Here is a 22,406-nt window from a genome sequence, read left to right on the forward strand (position 1 = left end):
TCCTCCCGGCTTAGCGTGCCAGATGCCGCTCGGCAACGCGGCGGGCGCGTGCGTCCTCGGCAAGAATGACGTCCAGTTCATCGGCGGCCTTGACGTCGCAGGCGTCCAGTACGGACTCGATGATTCCGGGAATTCGGGTGAAACCCACCCTACCGGTGAGAAAAGCCTCCACCGCTACCTCATTGGCTGCATTCATCAGCGCCGGGGCCGTGCCTCCTGCCGCCATTGCCTCGCGAGCCAGGCGCAGACAGGGAAATGCCGCCTCGTCGGGGGCCTCGAAATCGAGCCTGGCCACACTGAACAGGTCGAGGTGCTCGACACCAGCGGCAATCCGCTCGGGCCAGGCCAGACCATAGGCAATCGGCGTGCGCATGTCGGGGTTACCCAGTTGAGCGATCACCGAACCGTCGCTGTAGGCTGCCATCGAGTGGATCACGCTCTGTGGATGCACGACGACCTGAATCTGTTCGGGGCGCGCATCGAACAGCCAGCACGCCTCGATCAGCTCCAGCCCCTTGTTCATCAAGGTTGCACTATCCACCGATATCTTGCGCCCCATTGCCCAGTTGGGATGGGCGCAGGCCTGTTCAGGCGTCACCGCAACCAGTCGCGTAGCGTCCCAGCCTCGAAAGGGTCCGCCGGAGGCGGTCAACAGCAGTTGGGTCACGCCGATTTCAGCGAGACGCCCACGATGTCCGGGGGGTAGACACTGGTAGATGGCATTATGTTCAGAATCGATGGGCAACAATATCGCTTCATGGCGCGCCACCTCCTCCATGAACAGTGCCCCGGACATGACCAGCGCCTCCTTGTTGGCCAACAGCACGCGCTTGCCTGCACGCACCGCCGCCAATGTCGGCAGCAGGCCGGCGGCACCGACGATGGCCGCCATGACCACATCGACCTCGTTCGCCCCGGCAACCTCCTGTAGTGCCATCTCGCCGGCTCGCACTTCGGTGGACACACCGGCACGGCCCAACTCGTCGCGCAGCCAGGCTGCATCGTGCTCATGCGCCAGCACGGCGACCGCCGGACGATGGACCAGGCACTGATCGCGCAGCGCTTCGCGACGGGTACAAGCCGTCAAGGCATGTATCCGGTAGCGCTCGGGATGCCGGGCCAGGACATCCAGGGTGCTGGCCCCGATCGAGCCGGTGGCTCCCAAGACCGTGACCGACTGACGGTCGTACGACGTGGCGATATCGAGCATCAAATGTTCCTCAGCCCCATAACCTGAACAGGGCAAACAGCGGAATGGCGGCTGTCAGGCTATCGATGCGATCGAGTATCCCGCCATGCCCGGGCAGCAGGCGGCCGGAATCCTTGATGCCGCGTAGACGCTTGAGCATGCTTTCCAGTAAATCGCCAAGTACCGACATCAGCGCCACGACCAATGTGGCAACGACAAGCCAAACGCCTTGCGCCATCCCCATTTCCAGCCACGAGGCGAACGCCAAGGCCAGCAACGCGGTCGCGGCCATGCCACCGTATACGCCCTCCCAGGACTTACCCGGGCTGACGCGCGGGGCCAGCTTGCGACGCCCAAACCGACGGCCGGCGAAGTAGGCACCGATGTCGGCGACCCAGACCAGCAGCAGCACGTAAAGCAGCCATTCGGCACCGATGGCTCGCAACTGGTTGAAACCGATCCAGCAAGGCAACAGCACCCATACGCCCATCGCCATACGCACCGCTGAAGCACGCCACTGCTCGCTCGTGTGCGGATAGCTGGCCACCCAGTAACCACTGACCAGCCAGCCGATCGCTCCCAGCCACAACGGCCAGACGGCCTCAACCGCCCCCACCAGCCAGGCCAGGAACATCAACGCTGCCAAGCCGGCAACGTAGGCCAGGCGTTGTGCCGGACGCGCCAGGCCCGATAGGTTGGCCCACTCCCAGCCTCCCCATAGCACCACGGCTCCCGTAAACAGGGCGAAGCCACCTTCAACGAGGCCGAACAGCCCCACTAGCGCCAACGGCGCGAGCACCAACGCCGTCAATATGCGTTGCTTAAGCACCCTGGGCCTCGATCTGTTCCTGGGTCATGCCGAAACGGCGCTGACGGCCGGCAAAGGCCTCGATGGCCTCGTCGAATGCCTCGGCATCGAAGTCCGGCCATAGCCGGGGCGAAAAGAAAAATTCGGAATAGGCCAGTTGCCAGAGCAGGAAGTTGGAAATGCGTTGTTCTCCACTAGTCCGGATACACAGGTCCACCGGCGGTGTACCGTTCGTGGCTATTTCCCGATCCAGCGCCGCCTCGTCGATGTCATCGGCCTGTAACTCGCCGTTTTCGACCCGAGCCGCCAAGCGCCGGGCCGCCATGGCGATGTCCCATTGACCGCCATAGTTGGCGGCAACGATCAAGTGCAGCCCTCGATTGTCGCGAGTCAACGCCTCGGCGCGCTGAATGTGCTGCTGAATCGACTTGGAGAACGCATCCCGCTCGCCGATGATGGTGAGACGGATATCATGCTCATGCAACTTCTTGACCTCGCGCTTGAGCGCCATCAGAAACAGCTCCATGAGCGCTCTGACCTCGCCGGCCGGGCGTTTCCAGTTCTCGCTGGAAAAGGCGAACAGCGTAAGGGTCTCGACGCCGCGCTCGACGGCGCGGCGAATGACGGCACGGACAGACTCGACACCGGCGTGGTGACCGCGGATGCCGGACAGCCCATGCGACCGGGCCCAGCGGTTGTTACCGTCCATGATGATGGCCACGTGGCGCGGCACTTGGGAAGACTGCGGTGACGTCATGTTAACTCGCAAGGATGAGTCAATTCGGGCGGCCATGTGCCGCCCGTTTACAGCTCAGACCTGCATCAGGTCGCGCTCCTTGGACTCCAGCAGCTTGTCGATCTCGGCGACATACTTGTCGGTCAGCTTCTGGATATCGTCCTCGGCGCGGTGCTCGTCGTCTTCGGTGATTTCCTTTTCCTTGAGCAGCGCCTTGATGTCGCCATTGGCGTCACGACGCACGTTGCGTATCGCCACACGAGCGTTCTCGGCCTCGCCACGCGCCTGCTTGATGTAGTTGCGGCGCGTCTCTTCGGTCAGCGCCGGCATCGGCACACGTATCACGCTGCCCGCCGTCGACGGATTGAGCCCCAGGTCGGACGTCATGATCGCCTTCTCGATCTTGGGCACCATGGGCTTTTCCCAAGGCACCACGGCCAGGGTGCGGGCGTCTTCGACGTTGACACTCGCCACCTGGTTGAGCGGCATCTGAGCACCGTAGTAATCCACGGTCACCGCATCCAGAATGCTGGGATGGGCACGCCCGGTACGAATCTTGTGAAAGTTCGCCTGAAGCGACTCCAGGCTTTTCTTCATGCGCGTTTCGGCGTCTTTCTTGATGTCGTTGATCACGATTTTACCCTCTGTCTATCAGCGTGCCTTCCTTTCCGCCCACGACCAGGTTGAGCAACGCGCCCGGCTTGGTCATGTCGAATACGCGTACCGGCATGTCATGGTCCCGTACCAGACAGATAGCGGTCAAATCCATTACGCCCAGCTTTTGGTCGAGTACCTCGTCATAACCCAGGCGATCGTACTTGACGGCTTCGGGAAACTTGACGGGATCCTTGTCGTAGACCCCATCCACCTTGGTGGCCTTGATGATCACGTCGGCATCGATTTCGATGCCGCGCAGGCAGGCTGCCGAGTCGGTGGTGAAGAAGGGGTTACCGGTACCGGCCGAGAAGATTACCACGTCGCCGGAGGTCAGGTAGCGGATTGCCGTACGGCGATCGTAATGCTCGACTACCCCGCTCATCGGGATCGCCGACATGACCCGGGAACGGATGTTGGAGCGTTCCAGTGCATCGCGCATCGCCAGGGCGTTCATGACGGTGGCCAGCATGCCCATGTGATCGCCGGTCACGCGCTCCATGCCGGCGGCATGCAGGGCGGCGCCACGAAACAGATTGCCGCCACCGATGACGATACCCACCTGAACACCGATACCGACCATTTGGCCGATTTCCAGTGCCATGCGGTCCAGCACCTTGGGGTCGATACCGAAATCTCCGTCTCCCATCAGCGCTTCACCCGAAAGCTTGAGCAGGATGCGCTTGTACTTCGACTTGGCACTACGGTCGGGATTGGCGGTCATGCGTAATCTCCTGAGAGGGCGGCGGAATTGACGACGAGTGGCCGGCGGCCAGATACACGATGGCGTGCGCTCTCGCGCACGCCATCTCGAAAGCCAGAAGCTAGGACCTCAGCTACGACGAGCCTGTTCCATCACTTCCTTGGCGAAATCGACTTCTTCCTTCTCGATGCCTTCGCCCACTTCGAAGCGGGTGAAGCTGACCACTTCACCGCCATTGGCCTTGACGTAGTCGGCCACGGAGGTGTTGGGGTCCTTGACGAAGGGTTGCTCGGTCAGACTGTTCTCGGCCAGGTACTTCTTGAGGCGACCCTGAACCATCTTCTCGGCGATCTCCGCCGGCTTGCCGGCCATGTCCGGCTGCGCCAGGATGATGCTCTTTTCCTTGTCGAGCTGCTCCTGCGGCATGTTCTCGGGGCGCGCCACGGCCGGATTGATCGCCGCCACGTGCATGGCGACGTCCTTGGCGACGTCGGCATTGGCGCCCTTGAGCAGGGTCAGCACGCCGATGCGGCCACCGTGGACGTATTCGCCGACCACGCCACCTTCCGGCGCATCGACGACAACGGCACGACGCACGGAGATGTTTTCACCGATCTTCTGGACCAGCTGCTGGCGGGTCTCTTCCATCTCGCCTTCCATGATGGTGGCGATGTCTTCGGACTTGGCCTCGAAGACCTTGGCCAGCACCTTGTCGGCGAACGCCTTGAAGTTATCGTCGCGGGCCACGAAATCGGTCTCGGAGTTGATTTCGAGCATCACACCGTAGCTGCCGTCCTCGGCAACACGGGTCACGACGGCACCTTCGGCGGCGGTACGGCCTGCCTTCTTGGCGGCCTTGAGACCGGAATTCTTACGCAGGTCCTCAATGGCCTTTTCGATGTCGCCATCGGCTTCGGTGAGTGCTTTCTTGCACTCCATCATGCCGAGCCCGGTGCGCTCGCGCAGTTCCTTGACCAAAGATGCGCTGATAGCTGCCATGATAGTTAACCTCTAGATATTTTCGACGTCGGATATACGGAAAACGCTATCTTCCTGCGTGACTGCCACAGCGTGACAAAGGGGGCCTAGGCCCCCTTCGCCCGCCTCCCGACCGTCACCTCCCCAGCTTGGGCGAAGAACATGACAGCCAGGATAGGCATGCCGGCATCACTCGGCGACTTCGTCGCTCTCGGTGACTTCGACGAATTCCTCGGAGCGACCTTCCTTCGCCTTGGCGCAGGCATCGGCAATCGCAGTCACGTAGATCTGGATGGCCCGAATCGAGTCGTCGTTGCCGGGAATGACGTAATCGACGCCATCCGGATCGGAATTGGTATCGACCACGCCAATAACCGGAATACCCAGCTTGTTGGCTTCGTTGATGGCGATACGCTCATGGTCGACGTCGACCACGAACAGTGCATCGGGCAAGCCACCCATGTCCTTGATACCGCCGATGGAGCGCTCGAGTTTGTCCTGCTCGCGAGTGGCCATCAGAACTTCTTTCTTGGTCAGCTTCTCGAAGGTGCCATCTTCACGCATGGTTTCGAGATCGCGCAGACGCTTGATGGACTGGCGAATGGTCTTGTAGTTGGTCAACATGCCGCCCAACCAGCGGTGGTTGACGAACGGCTGACCCGAGCGGCTGGCTTCTTCCTTGATGATCTTGCTGGCGGAACGCTTGGTGCCGACGAACAGGATCTTGTTGTTGGAAGTCGCCATCTTCTCGACCACGGATACGGCGTCATTCAGCGCCGGCAGGGTGTGTTCGAGGTTGATGATGTGAATCTTGTTGCGAGCACCGAAGATGTACTTGCTCATCTTCGGGTTCCAGTACTTGGTCTGGTGGCCGAAGTGGGCGCCTGCCTTCAGCAGGTCACGCATGTTGACTTGTGCCATGGATGACTCCTGGTATATCGGGTTAGGCCTCCATGCACCCCATGGATCCGACCACGACGAGTCCGTAGACGGTCTCGTTCGCGGCACCCGGGACCATGTGCCGGTGCATGTGTGTTTTCAAGGCATTATGCTTGCTTGCGCTTTCAGCGAATCGAGCATGGGCTGAACTCGGGAGGAGTCAGCGACGCGGATTGCAGGAAAGCGCGCGGCTTTATACCATATAACGATGCCAAGATGAAGTCGCCAACCCCGTTTTACACGGGCATCTCCCCGCTGGCGGCGCTTCCTCACACCTTGATACGAGACTTCATGAACGTTCCCATCAAAACGCCCGAAGAGATCGCCAAAATGCGCGAAGCCGGTCGTCAGGCCGCCTCCGTGCTGGAAATGCTGACTCCCCATGTCCAGGCCGGCGTCTCCACTGGTGAACTCGACCGCCTTTGCCACGAGTACATCGTCCACGAGCTGGGTTCGCAACCGGCGCCGCTCGACTATCACGGCTTTCCCAAGTCGATCTGCACCTCGCTCAATCATGTGGTGTGCCATGGTATCCCCGACTTCGACAAGAAGCTGAAGAAAGGCGACATCATGAACATCGACATTACCGTGAAGACCTCCGACGGTTACCACGGCGATACCAGCATGATGTTCGTGATCGGCGAGACCATCCAGGGCATGCGCCTGTGTCGCGTCACCCAGGAGTGCCTGTACAAGAGTATCGCCCTGGTCCGTCCCGGCGTGCGCCTCTCCGAACTCGCCAGGGTCATCGAGCAGCATGCCGATGCCAACGGCTATTCGGTGGTGCGCGATTTCTGCGGCCATGGCATCGGCGCGGGGTTTCATGAAGACCCGCAGATCCTGCATTATGACGGTTATGCCCCCGAAGCCGACATCACGCTTGCTGCAGGCATGTGCTTCACCATCGAGCCGATGATCAATGCCGGCGGCTATCGCACCAAGGTGCTGCGTGATGGCTGGACCGCCGTCACCCGCGACAAGAGCCTGTCCGCGCAATGGGAACACACGCTGCTGGTTACCGATAACGGTGTCGAGGTGTTGACGGCACGCGGCGACGAGGATTTCTCGTTTCTCGCCGCCTGACCGCCTTCCGGGACCGGCCGGCGCCTGTCCGGTCCCTCCCGACCCCATGAACCGTCTTCGCCGGATGGATCGGTACCGGCGTACCGATGCCTGAGTGCCTGCAGGGAGAAACACGCCGCATGCTTCTGCATCACTACCACTTCGTTCCCGACGAGACACTGTTCGACATTGCGGCATTTCGCACCGAACTCGATACCGGTCGCTCGCCGGTGGTGCTGTTCAAGCAGGCGCTGCGCGAGATCCAGGCCAGCCTCGATGCGCGCTTCCGCGCCGGCGCCGACATTCGCGACTTGGTGCATGGGCGCGCCTGGTGCCTGGACCGGCTACTGGAATGCGCCTGGGCCCGCCATGACTGGCCGGATGAAGGCATTGCCCTGCTCGCGGTCGGCGGCTATGGGCGCGGCGAATTGCACCCCCATTCCGACATTGATCTGATGATGCTGCTCGAGCACGACGACGACACGCCCTACCGCGAGCCGCTCACCGCATTCATCACCTTTCTGTGGGATATCGGCCTGGAGATCGGCCAGAGCGTACGTTCGCTGGCCGACTGCGAACGCGAGGCCCGCGCCGACGTCACGGTCATCACCAACCTCCTGGAGACCCGCACGCTGGCCGGTCCCGAAAGGCTCCGCGAGGCCATGCGTGCGCGTCTGTCGACGCAACACATGTGGCCATCGGACCGTTTCTTCGAGGCCAAGTGGCAGGAGCAGATCGCCCGCCACTACAAGCACAACAATTCCGAGTACCATCTCGAGCCAAATATCAAGAGCTCACCGGGCGGACTGCGCGACATCCAGATGATCGGCTGGGTGGCCAAGCGCCATTTCGGCCCGCTGCGCTACGAGGACGTGGTCGCTCAAGGCTTCATGAACGACGCCGAGTTGCGCATCCTCAGCCAGGGCCAGGCGTTCCTGTGGCAGGTCCGCTATGCCCTGCATATGCTGACCGGCCGTGCCGAGGACCGCCTGCTGTTCGACCATCAGCGCACCATCGCCGAACTATTCGGCTATCGCGACAGCCCCGAGCGCCTGGGCGTCGAACAATTCATGAAACGCTACTATCGCCACGTCACCGCCCTGGCGGGGCTCAACGACATGCTGTTGCAGCATTTCGACGAAGTGATACTGCACGCGGACGAGGAACTCGAGACACGGCCACTCAATGCCCGCTTCGAAATCAAGGGCGGCTATATCCAGGCGCGCGACCGGCGCGTCTTCAAGCGTCGCCCCGCCGCCTTGCTCGAGCTGTTTCTGCTGATGGCCCAGCATCCAGAAATCGAGGGTGTACGCGCCGACACCATTCGCCTGATTCGCGATCATCGCCACCAGATCGACGACGCCTTTCGGGAAGATCTTCGTCACCAGAGCCTATTCATGGAACTGCTGCGCAGCGGCGGCAACGTGCCACGCCAGCTGAGACGCATGAATCGTTACGGCGTACTCGGCAAGTATCTGCCCGAGTTCGGTCAGGCGGTGGGGCTCATGCAGCACGATCTGTTCCATATTTATACGGTCGACGCCCACACCCTTCGCCTGCTCAAACTGATCCAACGCTTTCGCGAACCTGCCGGACGCGAATCGTTTCCGGTGGCGGCCACGCTGATTCACCAGTTGCCCAAGCTCGAGCTGCTGTGGATCGCCGGGTTGTATCATGACATCGGCAAGGGTCGCGGCGGCGATCATTCGCTGCTCGGCGCCCAGGACGTCGCCGCATTCTGCGAGCGTCACGGCCTTACCCCTCGCGACACCCGCCTGGTCACTTGGCTGGTGGAGCATCATCTGCTGATGTCGATGACCGCTCAAAAGCGTGACATCACCGATCCGGACGTGATCCGCGAGTTTGCCGCCCAGATCCGCGACGAAGTCCACCTGGATTATCTCTACGTGCTCACCGTCGCCGACATCACCGCGACCAATCCCTCGCTGTGGAACGGGTGGCGGGCCAGTCTGCTGCGCCAGCTGCACGGCGAGACCAAGCGCGCTCTGCGTCGCGGGCTGGAAAACCCCATCGATCGCGACGACTGGATCAACGATACACGCGCCGAAGCCCTGGCACTGTTACGTACGGTCGGCGCCGACATCGCCCGCGTCGAACGGCTGTGGGACACCCTGGGCGACGATTATTTCATGCAGTACTCACCCAGCGAGATCGTCTGGCAGACCCAGGGCATTCTTTCCCACGCCGGCTCCGAGCTGCCGCTGGTCCTGGTCAGCGCCCCGGCCGAGGACACCAGTGAGGGCGGCACCAAGGTATTCATCCATACCCGCTCGGTGGAAGATCTGTTCGCCGCTAGCGCCGCGGCCATGGATCAGCTCGATCTGTCGATTCACGATGCGCGCATCGCCACCTCGAGCAACGACTGGACGCTGAACACCTTCATCGTGCTCGACGACAACAACGAGCCGATTCGCGAATCCGCACGCCTGGACCGCATCCGCCAGCATCTGGTCGAGGAACTCGACGATCCCGACGACTACCCGCAGATCGTCAGCCGCCATACGCCGCGTCAGCTCAAGCATTTCCGCGTCCCCACTCAGGTCACCATCGAGCAGGACCCGGCCAACGAGCGCACGGTACTGGAACTGATCGCCCCCGACCGACCGGGCCTGCTGGCCCGCGTCGGGCGCATCTTCGTCGAGCAGGACATCGCCCTGTCGGCGGCCAAGATCGCCACCTTGGGTGAGCGCGTCGAGGACGTGTTCTTCATCACCGACAAGCGCGGCGACCCGATCACCGACCCCGAACGCCAGGCGCGCCTGCGCGACCGGCTATGTGACGTGCTGGATGTCTAGCGGCGTCCCGATTTGAGGCGCCCCGGCGGCTTCCCTATAATCGGTGGCTTCTTGCTCGCCCGATAATAACGATCGCCGTCCGCACTCGGCGGACATCGCTGGAATGCCGATGAATCCCGAACTCGCTGCTCTCAAGCCCTACCCTTTCGAAAAGCTCGCCGCGCTCAAGGCCGGCGTGACGCCGCCGCCGCTGGCGCACATCCCACTGTCGATCGGTGAGCCGCGCCATGCGCCACCGGAGGCGGTGCTCGAGGCGCTACGTCGCCATGAAGGCGACATCGCCCGCTATCCGGCCACCGCCGGCCTGCCCGAGCTGCGCCAGACCATGGCGGCCTGGGCGACACGTCGCTTCGGCCTGAGCGTGGGCAGTCTCGATCCGGAGCGCCACATCCTGCCCGTCAATGGCACCCGCGAGGCGATCTTCGCCTTCGTTCAGGCGGCCCTGGATCGCACTCGCCCGGCGCGTGTCGCCATGCCCAACCCGTTCTACCAGATCTACGAGGGCGCGACCCTGCTCGCCGGTGGCCAGCCAGAGTATCTGGACTGCCGGGCCGACCGAGGATTCCGCCCCGATCTGGAAGCGGTGCCTGCCGAGGTCTGGCGCGACACGCAGATCGTGTTCGTCTGCTCGCCTGGCAATCCAACCGGCGCGGTCACACTACTCGAGGAGTTCACGCGCCTGATCGAACTGGCCGACGAATACGATTTCATCGTCGCCTCCGACGAGTGCTACTCCGAGCTTTACCTCGACGAGGACGCCCCACCGCCCGGACTGCTGCAGGCCTGTGCCGCGCTCGGCCGGCATGATTACCGCCGTTGCATCGTGTTCCACTCGCTATCCAAGCGTTCCAACCTGCCCGGCTTGCGTTCCGGTTTCGTGGCCGGCGATGCCGAACTGATCGTGCCATTCAAGCGCTATCGCACCTACCACGGCTGTGCCATGCCGCTGCAGGTTCAGCATGCCTCCATCGTCGCCTGGAACGATGAGCGGCACGTACAGGCCAACCGCGATGCCTACCGCGAGAAATTCGCGGCGGTGACTGATATCCTCGCCCCGGTCATGGATTTCCAGGCGCCCGCGGCGAGTTTCTACCTGTGGCCGGCCGTACCGGGCGGCGACGATGAAGCGTTCGCGCGCGATCTGTTCGCCGAACAGCACGTCACGGTGCTACCCGGCCGCTACATGTCTCGCGACAGTACAGCTGGCGGCGAGTGCCTCAACCCGGGCAGCGGCCGTGTGCGCCTGGCGCTGGTCGCCGAGCTCGACGCTACCGTCGAGGCGGCGAAGCGCATTCGCCGTTTCATCGAGTCCCGCGGATAATCGAGAAGACGACAGCTCATGATCACGCTCTACGGCATCAAGACCTGCGACACCTGTCGCAAGGCACGCAAGACCCTCGACGCCCAAGGTACGCCCTACCAGTACCATGACCTGCGCGAGGACGGCCTGAGCGCCGAGCGGCTAGAGGCATGGCTCGCCCGCACCGAGCTGGCCACCCTGCTCAATACCCGCAGCACGACCTGGCGGGCCCTGGCGGCGGAAGAACAGCAGGCGGCCAAGGCCGATCCCGATTACGCCTGCAGACTGATACTTGCCCAGCCGACCCTGCTCAAGCGCCCCTTGCTGGATAATGGCGAGCGCCTGCGCGTCGGCTTCAAGCCCGACGAGTATGCCGCCCTGGCCGGCTGAGCCATCCACCCCGAACAGAACCCATCCGGAGATCCCCCATGCTGAGCTTCGCACTCGGAATCGGTAACCAGAACAGCCAAGGCGACTGGCTGGACGTCTACTACCCGGCCCCGCTGTTCCAGCCCGACACTGCACTGGTCGAGGCGGCCCGCAAGGCCCTCGACGCCCCGGCCGGCAATGCCGTGGTCAGTTTCCTGCCGGAGCACTGCGCCGCACTGGCCCAGGCCCTGAAGGAGGCGGGCAGCGAGGAACAGGCCGAACTCGCCGAGGCTTTCGCTGCCAGCCAGCGTCCGCTCGTCGCTACTTTCCTCGAAACCGACCAGCCGCCCGAAAGCGCTCCGGAGGTCTACCTCAAGCTGCATCTGCTCTCGCACCGCCTGGTCAAGCCGCATGGCGTCGACCTGACCGGCATGTTCGGCCTGCTGCGCAACGTGGCCTGGAGCAGCGAAGGTCCCATCGACATCGAGGAGCTGCCGGCGAGGCGCCTCAAGGCACGCCTGGAAGGCCGCCCGCTGTCGGTGGACTGCGTCGACAAGTTCCCCAAGATGACCGACTACGTGGTGCCCAAGGGGGTGCGTATCGGCGACACCGCACGGGTGCGGCTGGGCGCCTACCTGGGCGAGGGCACCACGGTCATGCACGAAGGCTTCGTCAACTTCAACGCCGGCACCGAAGGCCCGGGAATGATCGAAGGCCGCATCTCGGCCGGCGTCATGGTCGGCAAGGGCTCTGACCTGGGCGGCGGCTGCTCGACCATGGGCACGCTGTCCGGTGGCGGCAACATCGTCATCAAGGTCGGCGAAGGCTGCCTGATCGGCGCCAATGCCGGTATCGGCATTCCGTTGGGCGATCGCTGCACCGTGGAAGCCGGCCTGTACATCACTGCCGGCGCCAAGGTCGCGGTGCTCGACGACCAGGGCCAGGAAGTCAAGACCGTCGCTGCCCGCGAACTGGCCGGCCAGGACGATCTGCTGCTGCGCCGCAACTCGGTCAATGGCCGTATCGAGTGCCTGACCAACAAGAGCGCCATTGCACTCAACGACGCGCTTCACGCCCACAATTGATGCCGTGCGCCCGTGTCGCGGGCGCCATTCACTGCCAGCAGGACTTTTCATGCCCTTGCCCGATACCGCCGCTCCGGCGACGACGCTGTCACCGACGCTCGAACTGGCCATCGATCTGATGCGCCGACCTTCGGTCACTCCTGACGATGCCGGCTGCCAGGAGGTGATGATCGACCGTTTGGAGCGCCTCGGCTTCCACGTGCAGCGTCTCCCGTTCGGCGATGTGGACAACTTCTGGGCAGTACGTGGCCATCACGGGCCGGTCCTGGCCTTTGCCGGGCACACCGACGTGGTACCCAGCGGCCCGGAAAGCCAATGGCGTACCCCGCCCTTTGCGCCGCAGATCAATGCCGAAGGCGAGCTATGCGGGCGTGGCGCCGCCGACATGAAGGGCAGCCTGGCGGCGATGGTCACCGCCGTGGAGCGTTTCGTCACGGCACACCCGGACCATGATGGTCGAATTGCCTTTCTGATCACTTCGGATGAGGAAGGACCGGCCCAGGACGGCACGCGCGCCGTGGTGGAGCACCTGCGCGAAGCCCACGAACGCCTCGACTATTGCATCGTCGGCGAGCCGTCGTCTACCGCGCGCCTCGGTGACGTGATCAAGAATGGCCGGCGTGGCTCGCTGGGGGGTGTGCTGCATGTGCATGGCGTGCAGGGTCACGTCGCCTATCCGCATCTGGCGCGCAATCCGATTCATGAGGCGGCCCCGGCGTTGGATGCGCTGTGTCGCGAGCACTGGGACGCCGGCAATGCCTTCTTTCCTGCGACCAGCTTCCAGATCTCCAACATCCGCTCGGGCACCGGGGCGACCAATGTCATTCCCGGTGAGCTCGAGGTGGTGTTCAACTTCCGCTACTCCACGGAAGTCACTCACGAGCAGCTCCGTGAGCGCACCGAGGCGATCCTCGACGCCCATGGCCTCGACTATCGCCTGGACTGGACACTCAACGGCGAACCGTTTTTGACCGCCGAAGGCGAACTGGTCGATGCCACGCTGGCCGGTGTGGAGGATATCGTCGGCCAGCGTCCCGAACTATCGACGGCCGGCGGGACGTCGGATGGGCGTTTCATCGCCACCCTGGGCAGCCAGGTGGTCGAGCTGGGCCCGCTCAATGCCACCATTCACAAGGTCAACGAACGCGTGCGTGCCGCCGATCTGGATACGCTGAGTCGTATCTACGAGGCGATCTTACTGCGCCTGTTCGCCTGAGGTTCGCCATGCAGCGCTATCCCGACATCGAGATCTATCTGGCCAAAGCCGACATTCCACGCATCGAGGCTTGGCTGCGCGACACCCTCGACGCCGATCCGCTCAAGCCTGCCGGCAAGCGCAAGTGGCGGTCCCGGGGTCATTGCGACCAGGCGGAGATTCCCATTCTCCTGGTGGAAGCGGTTGCCGACGGCTTCGCCACCCTGTGGTTCGACAGTGACGCTACGCCATGGCCCCGGGATACCGACTGCGCCCGCGACGCTGCGCAGCACTTGGCCTGCGAGGTGCGCTGTTCTCTCGGTGGCTGGCAACCCGGCGACGACCCCGATCGCTTCTGGCAGGTACTGCCCAATGGCAGCGAAGGTGCCATCCACTGGCCCGACTCTGGGCAGTAAGCCGAGCCAGAACGAAAACACCCTACCGTATGGGCAGGGTGCATGTTATTCATCCAGCACAACCGAGAGGAAACTCATCGAGCGATGATCAGGCAAGGCGAGAGGGCATCGAAAGTGCGGAGTTTACTTTGGTAAATGAGCAACTTGAGATGTCCTTTCAACGCAGCATGATCAAGCGCAGACAGTTTCTTTAAGTGATGACGGTGACATCATCGGCCTGCAGGCCCCTCTCGTTTTCCACCACGTAGTACCGCACCTTCTGCCCCTCGGCCAGCGTACGGTGCCCCTTGCCCCGAATGGCCCGGAAATGCACGAAGACGTCTTCCCCGCCATCATCTCGGGTAATGAAACCGTACCCCTTATTGACGTTGAACCATTTGACCTCGCCGATTTCACGATCGTCGTTTTCGACGTCGGCAATCGTCGCCAAGCGTGGTGAGAGCATATGCATGGCGAGAGTGGCAGCGAGTAGCAGCAGGAAAACTGCCAGCACAGTCGCAATGTAGACCTGTACCATGCCGACACCGGCCAGCATGTCGGCAACGGCACCGCCGAACAGCATGACGAACAAGGCAATCAGAAGCGGGGCGGGGACGGCGAACAGGAGGCTGACAAGACTGCAACGAAGTATGACCTTGCGATTCATGGACCTCTATTTCTCTTGTTGTGATACAAACGAAAGCCACGGTGTGCTGTGCATGCCGGGCAATGACCAAAAGGTGTCGCGATGAACGGCAACACGCAGCGCAGCGATTCTAACATGCCCAATGACAATACGCTTGACAGGCTGGAAAAACGCCTGGAAGCCCTGGAAAGCCGTCTCGCCTACCAGGAGCATTGGCTGGACACACTGGATCGAGCCGTGGCAGGACAGGAGCGCAGGTTAACGCAGCTCGAGCGTTTAAGTGAACTGTTACAGTTGCGGTTACGCGAACAGCATCAATTGCTGCAGGCCAACGACGGCGGGCCCGGAGAAGACGACTACCGGATGGAGGATGAAGTTCCTCCGCATTATTGAGGTTCTTTCGGACGCAAGCCCGAAGCCAAGAGCATGGTCCTGGTTCGGGCTTGCGGTCGCGATTCAGGTCATCGGCGGTTCGGCCGGTAAATCATCCAGATAGCGCTCTGCATCCAATGCCGCCATGCAGCCGCTACCCGCCGAAGTAATCGCCTGGCGATAGACATGGTCCATGACGTCACCGGCGGCGAACACCCCCGGCACACTGGTGGCAGTGGCGTTACCGTCGAGACCGGACTTGACCTTGATGTACCCTTCGGCCATGTCCAGTTGCCCTTCGAAGATCCCGGTATTCGGCGTATGACCGATGGCAATGAACACGCCGGGGACAGCGAGATCCTTGCTCACCCCGTCCACGGTAGACTTGATGCGCACACCAGTGACCCCCGTGGCATCGCCCAGCACTTCTTCGACTTCATGATTCCATTCCACGGCCATGTTGCCGCTATCGACCTTCTCGAACAGCTTGTCCTGAAGGATTTTCTCGGCACGCAGACTGTCACGGCGATGTACTAGCGTCACCTTGGACGCGATATTGGACAGATAAAGCGCCTCTTCCACGGCCGTATTGCCGCCGCCGACCACGACGACTTCCTGGTTGCGGTAGAAAAAGCCATCACAGGTGGCACAGGCCGATACCCCTTGTCCCATGAACTGCTGCTCGGAGGGCAATCCCAGGTAGCGTGCGCTGGCACCGGTAGCGATGATCAATGCGTCGCAGGTGTAGGTACCGTTATCGCCCTTGAGCGTGAACGGACGCTGGCGCAGTTCGACTTCGTGAATATGGTCGAACAGAACCTCGGTGTCGAAGCGCTCGGCGTGCTTGCGCATGCGCTCCATCAGCTCCGGCCCCTGCACACCGCTATCGTCGCCCGGCCAATTATCGACATCGGTGGTCGTGGTCAGTTGGCCACCGGCCTGCATGCCCGTGATAAGTAGCGGCTTGAGGTTGGCCCGCGACGCATAAACGGCCGCGGTATACCCGGCGGGACCGGAGCCGAGGATGATCAGACGTTCGTGGCGGACTTCACTCATGGGTGACCTCTCTTGCGATGGACGCCGCGACCGGGCGCCGGCAGGTAACGACGGGATTCATGAACTGGGGTCTGAACTCGCCGATGGCAAGCACAGACCCCAGTTCACACATGGCAGGGCGGCTGCCCAGACGATAAAGGGCGGCCCTTGGGCCGCCCCGTCAGCACGAAAGCTTACAGCTCCTTGGAGTATTCACCCAAGTACTTGGCAACGCCTTCGGCGTTGTCCTTCATGCCTTCTTTGCCTTCTTCCCAACCGGCCGGACAAACTTCGCCGTGTGTCTGGTGATGTTTCAGCGCCTTGACCATGCGCAACATTTCATCGACGTTACGGCCCAGCGGCAGGTTGTTGACCGTCTGGTGCTGAACGACACCCTCTTCGTCGATCAGGAAGGAGGCACGCAGTGCCACGCCGGCTTCCGGGTGCTCGATGCCGTAAGCCTGGGTAATGTCGTGCTTGACGTCGGCTACGATCGGGAAACCGACTTCCCCAATGCCGCCTGCGTCGGGAGACGTCTTGCGCCATGCATAGTGGGTAAACTGCGAGTCGATGGACACGCCAATGACTTCGACGCCAAGATCCTTGAACTGCGCCAGGCGATTGTCGTGGGCGATGATCTCGGACGGGCAGACGAAAGTGAAGTCCAGCGGCCAGAAGAACAGGACGCGCAGCTTACCGTTGCTGTCGGACAGCTTGAAGTTCTCGACGATCGTTCCATCGCCCAGGACGGCAGCGGCTTCGAAATCGGGTGCTTGGCGGCCAACCAATACGCTCATGTGGATCTCCTTGTTTAAGGTATTCACCGGGAGTGAATGAAAAGACGAGACCGAGAGTACCCTCCGGCTCCGGAATTGCCAATTTGATTAGACTAATGGCGTATATAGGCCATGTCTATCGCACTGTATTGACAAATACTATCTAAACGGCAGTCGGGCTAAAGTTATCCCTATTAAAATGGTTGGCTGACACGCCTCGACTCTCAAAGTACGTCGTCGTCACGACCCAGCAAGATATTTTCCAACTCCCCCGATTGAGGCGACACGTTCACCTCGATCTGTATCGGCGCACAGCACCTCGGGCAATCATCCCAAGTACGGTGCGTTCCCTGACTCACATCGATCAGCAGGTCGAAGCGGGTGCTACAGTAGGGACAGGTCACTTCGTGTGAAGTCAGCAGTTCTTCATGCATGGCATGCATGCTCCAAGGCCGGTCGGTTATGCCTACCTTGAGATTGACCTTACCCCTTTTCAAGGTTTTTCCGGGCTTTATTCCCGGCTGGTCACGTCACCCTGTGTATCCTGTCGGTGTGTTGATATCGCGATTGCGCTGGCCGACGCTTGAAAACTGCACCTATCATGACCATGTGTGTAGAGACAGGGACGTGTCGACAATCATCGCCCTGAGACCAGAATCTTGTGGTCGTCGTCCCGAAACCTGACATGCGGGCGACCTAGCGACCCACATGCCGGAGCGGGCTACCCATGATGGAGCGCGTTCCGACAGCAAGGACAGAAGAGGAGGAGTTCCATGAGCGCCGAAGATACGCCGAATACCTTGAGTACCCTCGAAGCCGGGGGCCATACCTACCACTATTACAGTCTTCCCAAGGCTGCCGAGGCTCTGGGCGATATCAAGCGGCTTCCTTTTACGCTCAAGGTCCTGCTCGAGAATCAGCTCCGTTTCGCCAGCGAGCCCAGTGTCTCCCGCGAGGACATGCAGGCTCTGGTCGACTGGCAGCAGGAAGCCCGATCGTCGCGCGAAATCGGCTATCGTCCGGCCCGCGTGTTGATGCAGGACTTCACCGGGGTTCCCGGCGTGGTCGATCTCGCCTCGATGCGTGACGCCGTACAGCGCCTGGGTGAGGACCCGGCACGCATCAATCCGTTGTCACCGGTGGATCTGGTCATCGACCACTCGGTCATGGTCGACCATTTCGGTGACCCTTCGTCCTTCAAGGATAACGTCGCCATCGAGATGGAGCGCAACAAGGAACGTTACGAGTTCCTGCGCTGGGGTCAACAGGCCTTCGACAACTTCCGCGTGGTCCCGCCGGGCACCGGCATCTGCCACCAGGTCAACCTGGAGTACCTGGGCAAGGCCGTATGGACCAAGGAAGAAGACGACAAGACCTTTGCCTATCCTGACACATTGGTGGGTACCGACTCGCATACCACGATGATCAACGGCCTGGGCGTACTGGGCTGGGGCGTCGGCGGGATCGAAGCCGAGGCCGCCATGCTCGGCCAGCCGGTCTCGATGCTGATTCCCGAGGTCATCGGCTTCAAGATCACCGGCAAACTGCGCGAAGGCATCACCGCCACCGACCTGGTACTCACCGTCACCCAGATGCTGCGCAAGAAGGGCGTCGTCGGCAAGTTCGTCGAGTTCTACGGCGATGGCCTCAAGGACATGCCGGTCGCGGACCGTGCAACCATTGCCAACATGGCGCCGGAATATGGTGCGACGTGCGGCTTCTTCCCCATCGACGAGCAGACGCTGGATTACATGCGTCTGACCGGTCGCGACGACGACCAGATCGCTCTCGTCGAGGCTTATGCCAAGGCGCAGGGGCTGTGGCGCGAACCCGGCCACGAGCCGATCTACACCGACACCCTGCAGCTCGACATGGACGATGTCGTGGCCAGCCTGGCCGGCCCCAAGCGCCCTCAGGATCGCGTTGCACTGACCGACATGAAGCTGACCTTCGAGAAGCTGATGGACGGCGAAGCCACGGATGCCTCGGCACAAGCCCAGGCCCGTTGGCAGTCCGAAGGCGGCCAGCCGGCGGATTATGACCGGCACAGCCACTTCGAGAATACCGATAGCCAGGTCTGCGAGATGGATGGCGAGTCGTTCAAGCTCAATCCTGGCGCGGTGGTCATTGCCGCGATCACCTCGTGCACCAACACCTCCAACCCCAGCGTGATGCTGGCGGCCGGCCTGCTGGCGCGCAAGGCCGTCGAAAAGGGCTTGTCCACCAAGCCGTGGGTCAAGACCTCGCTGGCACCCGGCTCCAAGGTGGTTACCGATTATTTGGCCGCAGGCGGCGTTCAGGAGGATCTCGACAAGCTCGGCTTCAATCTGGTGGGCTATGGTTGCACGACCTGTATTGGCAACTCCGGCCCGCTACCCGAGCAGATCGAGAAGGCCGTCGACGCCGGCGACCTGACGGTAGCCTCGGTGCTTTCCGGCAACCGCAACTTCGAGGGTCGCGTCCACCCGCTGGTCAAGACCAACTGGCTGGCTTCGCCGCCGCTGGTGGTGGCCTATGCGCTGGCCGGCAACGTGCGCCTGGACCTGACGAAAGAGCCTATCGGTAACGGGCACGATGGCAATCCGGTCTATCTCAAGGATATCTGGCCGTCCCAGGCAGAGATCGCCGAAGCCGTGGAGCAGGTCAAGACCGACATGTTCCGCAAGGAATATGCCGAAGTATTCGAAGGCGACGAGATCTGGAAATCGCTCCAGGTGCCGGAAAGCAAGGTCTACGAGTGGTCCAAGGAATCCACCTATATCCAGCACCCGCCGTTTTTCGAAGGCATGGGACGCGAACCCGAGCCGGTCGAGGACGTCAAGGACGCCAAGGTACTGGCGATGCTCGGCGACTCGGTAACGACCGACCATATCTCGCCGGCCGGCTCGATCAAGCCCGATAGCCCTGCCGGTCGTTACCTTCAGGAGCACGGCGTGCAGCCCAAGGACTTCAACTCCTACGGCTCACGCCGCGGCAACCACGAAGTGATGATGCGTGGCACCTTCGCCAACGTGCGTATCCGCAACGAGATGCTCGATGGCGTCGAGGGTGGCTATACCCGCCACGTCCCCTCCGGCGAACAGATGGCCATCTATGATGCCGCCATGAAGTATGCCGAGGACAGCACACCGCTGGTCGTGGTCGCTGGCAAGGAATACGGCACCGGCTCGTCACGCGACTGGGCGGCCAAGGGGACACGCCTGCTTGGCGTGCGTGCAGTGATTGCCGAATCCTACGAGCGTATCCACCGCTCAAACCTGATCGGCATGGGCGTGCTGCCGCTACAGTTCCCCGAAGGCGAGGACCGCAAGTCGCTGGGCCTGACCGGCGACGAGACTTTCTCCATCGAAGGCCTGAATGACCTCGAACCGGGCGGCACTGTTCGTGTAGTCATCAAGTCTGACAAGGGCGAGAAGGCCATCGACGCCACCTGCCGCATCGATACCGCCAACGAGATGGAATACTACCGTCACGGCGGCATTCTGCATTACGTGCTACGCAGCATGCTGTAAGTGCAAATGCGCCGGCCTCCGGCGCATTTGGTCATCAAAGAAACGCCCCACTGCGAGCTCGCAGTGGGGCGTTTCTTATTAAACGAACCATCATGGATTCCCTGCGAAAAGGCAGCGAGCGCAGCCACTTTTCGTTGGAATCTTAGAAGGCGCGGCGACGATACCCCCGATACCGCGGATACCAGAAGTTCCGCTCGATCGCCTCCCAAAGCACCTCGTCACTGGAACGCAGCGCCACGCCATCTTCCTGCGCCTGCTTGGCTACGTCGAATGCGATGGCCTTGCTGATCTCGCGAATGTCGCCCAACGACGGCAACAGCGCACCCTCACCGTGCTTGACGATAGGCGCCCCCTCGGCCAGCGCATTGGAAGCTGCCATCAGCATGGCATCGGTCACACGTGTGGCGTTGGCTGCCACGACACCCAGGCCGATGCCAGGGAAGATGTAAGCATTGTTGCACTGGGCGATAGGGATGCTGCGTTCGCCCACCTGAGCCGGCGGGAACGGGCTACCGGTAGCGACGAGCGCTTCGCCGTTGGTCCAGTCGAGAATGTCCTGCGGCTTGGCCTCGACGCGCGAGGTAGGGTTGGACAGCGGCATGACCAGCGGATTGGGACAGTTTTCATGCATGGCACGGATTACCGCCTCGGTAAACAGGCCGGGCTGTCCCGACACGCCGATCAGCACGGTGGGATGCGCATTGCGGACCACGTCCAGCAGCGTCTTACCCGGCCAGTCGGCGACTTCACCTTGGGCGTGGGTCAGGCGCTGCTGGAAATCGTAAAGATCGTCCATATCATCGGTAAGCAGACCGAAACGGTCGACCATAAAGATGCGCTTTCTCGCCTCGGCATCACTGAGGCCTTCCTCGGTCATGGCCACGATGATCTGCTCGGCGATGCCACAGCCGGCCGAGCCGGCCCCCAGGAATGCCACGCGCTGATCGCTGACCTTGACCCCACGCGCCTTGCAGGCGGCCAGCAGCGTACCCACGCAGACCGCCGCAGTACCCTGAATATCGTCGTTGAAGCAGCACAACTCGTCACGGTAGCGCTCGAGCAACGGCATGGCATTGGTCTGCGCGAAGTCTTCGAACTGCAGCAGCACATTCGGCCAGCGACGCTTCACCGCCTGCATGAACATGGCGATGAATTCGGCGTACTCCTCATCGCTGACGCGCGGATGACGCCAGCCCATGTACATCGGATCGTCGAGCAGGGCCTGGTTGTTGGTACCCACGTCGAGCATGATGGGCAACGTATAGGCCGGACTAACACCGCCGCAGGCGGTGTACAGCGACAGCTTGCCAATCGGTATCCCCATGCCGCCGATGCCCTGGTCGCCCAACCCCAGGATGCGTTCGCCGTCGGTAACCACGATGACCTTGACCTTGTCCTTCGTCGCACTGCGCAGGATGTCATCCATATGCTCGCGGTCGGGATAGGAGACGAAGATGCCGCGATGGTTACGATAGATGTTCGAGAACTCCTCGCATGCCTCACCCACGGTCGGCGTGTAGATGATCGGCATCATCTCTTCGAGATGTTCCTCGAGCAGTCGGAAGAACAACGTCTCGTTGTCGTCCTGGATCGAGCGTAGATAGATATGCTTGTCGAGGTTGGTGGCGTTCTGGCGATACTGGAGATAGGCCCGTTCGACCTGTTCCTCGATGGTCTCGACATTCTGGGGCAGCAGCCCGACCAGATTGAACTCGATACGTTCTTTCAGCGAGAAGGCACTACCCTTGTTGAGCAGTGGCATTTCCAGCAGTGACGGACCGGCATAGGGAATGTACAGGGGACGTTTGGCTTGCTCGCTCATGTCTCGGCTCGTAG

General features: G+C 61.8%; 21 protein-coding genes. 9 read left to right on the top strand and 12 right to left on the bottom strand.

From position 1 onward, the window contains the following. Positions 1 to 10: 10 nt before the first annotated feature. From ispC to rpsB, 7 genes are all read right to left on the bottom strand, one after another. Positions 11 to 1,210, bottom strand: a complete 1,200-nt coding sequence (ispC, locus tag MHM84_RS17895) for a 1-deoxy-D-xylulose-5-phosphate reductoisomerase (protein WP_239267793.1) — start codon at positions 1,208 to 1,210, stop codon at positions 11 to 13. Between the two features lie 10 nt (positions 1,211 to 1,220). After that, a complete protein-coding gene (locus tag MHM84_RS17900) occupies positions 1,221 to 2,018 on the bottom strand; it encodes a phosphatidate cytidylyltransferase (protein ID WP_239267795.1) in 798 nt (265 codons plus the stop codon). Then, a complete protein-coding gene (gene uppS, locus MHM84_RS17905; RefSeq protein WP_239267797.1) occupies positions 2,011 to 2,754 on the bottom strand; it encodes a polyprenyl diphosphate synthase in 744 nt (247 codons plus the stop codon). Before uppS ends, MHM84_RS17900 begins: the two co-directional genes overlap by 8 nt. A 54-nt stretch (positions 2,755 to 2,808) precedes the next feature. Then, positions 2,809 to 3,366, bottom strand: coding sequence for a ribosome recycling factor (frr, locus tag MHM84_RS17910; RefSeq protein ID WP_239267799.1), 558 nt, complete (start codon positions 3,364 to 3,366; stop codon positions 2,809 to 2,811). A 4-nt stretch (positions 3,367 to 3,370) separates the two neighbouring features. Then, entirely contained in the window at positions 3,371 to 4,111 is a 741-nt protein-coding gene (gene pyrH, locus MHM84_RS17915; RefSeq protein ID WP_239267801.1) for a UMP kinase, read from the bottom strand. 108 nt (positions 4,112 to 4,219) lie between these two features. Then, complete coding sequence (gene tsf, locus MHM84_RS17920) at positions 4,220 to 5,089, bottom strand: translation elongation factor Ts (protein ID WP_239267803.1); 870 nt, start codon at positions 5,087 to 5,089, stop codon at positions 4,220 to 4,222. Positions 5,090 to 5,257: 168 nt separating this feature from the next. Beyond that, positions 5,258 to 5,989: a 30S ribosomal protein S2 gene (rpsB, locus tag MHM84_RS17925; RefSeq protein WP_239267805.1), complete on the bottom strand. Its 732-nt coding sequence runs from the start codon at positions 5,987 to 5,989 to the stop codon at positions 5,258 to 5,260. Between the two features lie 309 nt (positions 5,990 to 6,298). On the opposite strand from rpsB, the gene map reads away from it, so the two are divergent. From map to MHM84_RS17960, 7 genes are all read left to right on the top strand, one after another. After that, positions 6,299 to 7,090, top strand: a complete 792-nt coding sequence (map, locus tag MHM84_RS17930; protein WP_239267807.1) for a type I methionyl aminopeptidase — start codon at positions 6,299 to 6,301, stop codon at positions 7,088 to 7,090. Positions 7,091 to 7,209: 119 nt separating this feature from the next. Next, positions 7,210 to 9,885 (top strand): [protein-PII] uridylyltransferase, encoded by a 2,676-nt coding sequence (locus MHM84_RS17935; protein WP_239267809.1) that lies wholly within the window; start codon positions 7,210 to 7,212, stop codon positions 9,883 to 9,885. A 109-nt stretch (positions 9,886 to 9,994) separates the two neighbouring features. Then, positions 9,995 to 11,206 carry a succinyldiaminopimelate transaminase gene (gene dapC, locus MHM84_RS17940; protein ID WP_239267811.1) on the top strand — a complete coding sequence of 404 codons (1,212 nt, stop codon included), beginning with the start codon at positions 9,995 to 9,997 and terminating at the stop codon, positions 11,204 to 11,206. A gap of 18 nt (positions 11,207 to 11,224) precedes the next feature. Next, positions 11,225 to 11,575 carry a Spx/MgsR family RNA polymerase-binding regulatory protein gene (locus tag MHM84_RS17945; protein WP_239267813.1) on the top strand — a complete coding sequence of 117 codons (351 nt, stop codon included), beginning with the start codon at positions 11,225 to 11,227 and terminating at the stop codon, positions 11,573 to 11,575. Between the two features lie 38 nt (positions 11,576 to 11,613). Then, entirely contained in the window at positions 11,614 to 12,639 is a 1,026-nt protein-coding gene (dapD, locus tag MHM84_RS17950; RefSeq protein WP_239267815.1) for a 2,3,4,5-tetrahydropyridine-2,6-dicarboxylate N-succinyltransferase, read from the top strand. 49 nt (positions 12,640 to 12,688) lie between these two features. Continuing rightward, a complete protein-coding gene (gene dapE, locus MHM84_RS17955) occupies positions 12,689 to 13,855 on the top strand; it encodes a succinyl-diaminopimelate desuccinylase (protein ID WP_239267817.1) in 1,167 nt (388 codons plus the stop codon). Positions 13,856 to 13,863: 8 nt separating this feature from the next. Beyond that, positions 13,864 to 14,250, top strand: coding sequence for a hypothetical protein (locus MHM84_RS17960; RefSeq protein ID WP_239267819.1), 387 nt, complete (start codon positions 13,864 to 13,866; stop codon positions 14,248 to 14,250). 190 nt (positions 14,251 to 14,440) lie between these two features. On the opposite strand, the gene MHM84_RS21515 is transcribed toward MHM84_RS17960, so the two are convergent. Further along, positions 14,441 to 14,896: a cold shock domain-containing protein gene (locus tag MHM84_RS21515; protein WP_275445836.1), complete on the bottom strand. Its 456-nt coding sequence runs from the start codon at positions 14,894 to 14,896 to the stop codon at positions 14,441 to 14,443. A 114-nt stretch (positions 14,897 to 15,010) separates the two neighbouring features. Here MHM84_RS21515 and MHM84_RS17970 point away from each other — a divergent pair, with 114 nt between their 5' ends. Next, the gene (locus tag MHM84_RS17970; RefSeq protein WP_239267985.1) at positions 15,011 to 15,268 is read left to right on the top strand and encodes a SlyX family protein; all 258 of its coding nucleotides are present in this window, start codon (positions 15,011 to 15,013) and stop codon (positions 15,266 to 15,268) included. A 63-nt stretch (positions 15,269 to 15,331) separates the two neighbouring features. On the opposite strand, the gene trxB is transcribed toward MHM84_RS17970, so the two are convergent. The 3 genes from trxB to MHM84_RS17985 form a co-directional block, all read right to left on the bottom strand. Further along, entirely contained in the window at positions 15,332 to 16,303 is a 972-nt protein-coding gene (gene trxB / locus MHM84_RS17975) for a thioredoxin-disulfide reductase (protein ID WP_239267821.1), read from the bottom strand. Positions 16,304 to 16,476: 173 nt separating this feature from the next. Continuing rightward, positions 16,477 to 17,079, bottom strand: coding sequence for a peroxiredoxin (locus MHM84_RS17980; RefSeq protein WP_239267823.1), 603 nt, complete (start codon positions 17,077 to 17,079; stop codon positions 16,477 to 16,479). Between the two features lie 203 nt (positions 17,080 to 17,282). Beyond that, a complete protein-coding gene (locus MHM84_RS17985) occupies positions 17,283 to 17,555 on the bottom strand; it encodes a CPXCG motif-containing cysteine-rich protein (protein WP_343218301.1) in 273 nt (90 codons plus the stop codon). A 276-nt stretch (positions 17,556 to 17,831) separates the two neighbouring features. On the opposite strand from MHM84_RS17985, the gene acnA reads away from it, so the two are divergent. Further along, positions 17,832 to 20,570 (top strand): aconitate hydratase AcnA, encoded by a 2,739-nt coding sequence (gene acnA / locus MHM84_RS17990; RefSeq protein WP_239267825.1) that lies wholly within the window; start codon positions 17,832 to 17,834, stop codon positions 20,568 to 20,570. 142 nt (positions 20,571 to 20,712) lie between these two features. On the opposite strand, the gene MHM84_RS17995 is transcribed toward acnA, so the two are convergent. Then, complete coding sequence (locus MHM84_RS17995) at positions 20,713 to 22,392, bottom strand: NAD-dependent malic enzyme (protein WP_239267827.1); 1,680 nt, start codon at positions 22,390 to 22,392, stop codon at positions 20,713 to 20,715. Positions 22,393 to 22,406 lie beyond the last annotated feature (14 nt).

It is taken from the genome of Halomonas sp. McH1-25 (assembly GCF_022348165.1).
Classification (GTDB): Bacteria; Pseudomonadota; Gammaproteobacteria; order Pseudomonadales; family Halomonadaceae; genus Modicisalibacter.

Coding starts and splice junctions, on each gene's coding strand:
- uppS (WP_239267797.1), bottom strand. CDS start 2,754: ATGACGTCACCGCAGTCTTCCCAAGTGCCGCGCCACGTGGCCATCATC.
- MHM84_RS17980 (WP_239267823.1), bottom strand. CDS start 17,079: ATGAGCGTATTGGTTGGCCGCCAAGCACCCGATTTCGAAGCCGCTGCC.
- MHM84_RS21515 (WP_275445836.1), bottom strand. CDS start 14,896: ATGAATCGCAAGGTCATACTTCGTTGCAGTCTTGTCAGCCTCCTGTTC.
- MHM84_RS17970 (WP_239267985.1), top strand. CDS start 15,011: ATGCCCAATGACAATACGCTTGACAGGCTGGAAAAACGCCTGGAAGCC.
- MHM84_RS17995 (WP_239267827.1), bottom strand. CDS start 22,392: ATGAGCGAGCAAGCCAAACGTCCCCTGTACATTCCCTATGCCGGTCCG.
- dapC (WP_239267811.1), top strand. CDS start 9,995: ATGAATCCCGAACTCGCTGCTCTCAAGCCCTACCCTTTCGAAAAGCTC.
- rpsB (WP_239267805.1), bottom strand. CDS start 5,989: ATGGCACAAGTCAACATGCGTGACCTGCTGAAGGCAGGCGCCCACTTC.
- map (WP_239267807.1), top strand. CDS start 6,299: ATGAACGTTCCCATCAAAACGCCCGAAGAGATCGCCAAAATGCGCGAA.
- trxB (WP_239267821.1), bottom strand. CDS start 16,303: ATGAGTGAAGTCCGCCACGAACGTCTGATCATCCTCGGCTCCGGTCCC.
- tsf (WP_239267803.1), bottom strand. CDS start 5,089: ATGGCAGCTATCAGCGCATCTTTGGTCAAGGAACTGCGCGAGCGCACC.
- MHM84_RS17935 (WP_239267809.1), top strand. CDS start 7,210: ATGCTTCTGCATCACTACCACTTCGTTCCCGACGAGACACTGTTCGAC.
- MHM84_RS17960 (WP_239267819.1), top strand. CDS start 13,864: ATGCAGCGCTATCCCGACATCGAGATCTATCTGGCCAAAGCCGACATT.
- acnA (WP_239267825.1), top strand. CDS start 17,832: ATGAGCGCCGAAGATACGCCGAATACCTTGAGTACCCTCGAAGCCGGG.
- pyrH (WP_239267801.1), bottom strand. CDS start 4,111: ATGACCGCCAATCCCGACCGTAGTGCCAAGTCGAAGTACAAGCGCATC.
- dapE (WP_239267817.1), top strand. CDS start 12,689: ATGCCCTTGCCCGATACCGCCGCTCCGGCGACGACGCTGTCACCGACG.
- ispC (WP_239267793.1), bottom strand. CDS start 1,210: ATGCTCGATATCGCCACGTCGTACGACCGTCAGTCGGTCACGGTCTTG.
- MHM84_RS17945 (WP_239267813.1), top strand. CDS start 11,225: ATGATCACGCTCTACGGCATCAAGACCTGCGACACCTGTCGCAAGGCA.
- dapD (WP_239267815.1), top strand. CDS start 11,614: ATGCTGAGCTTCGCACTCGGAATCGGTAACCAGAACAGCCAAGGCGAC.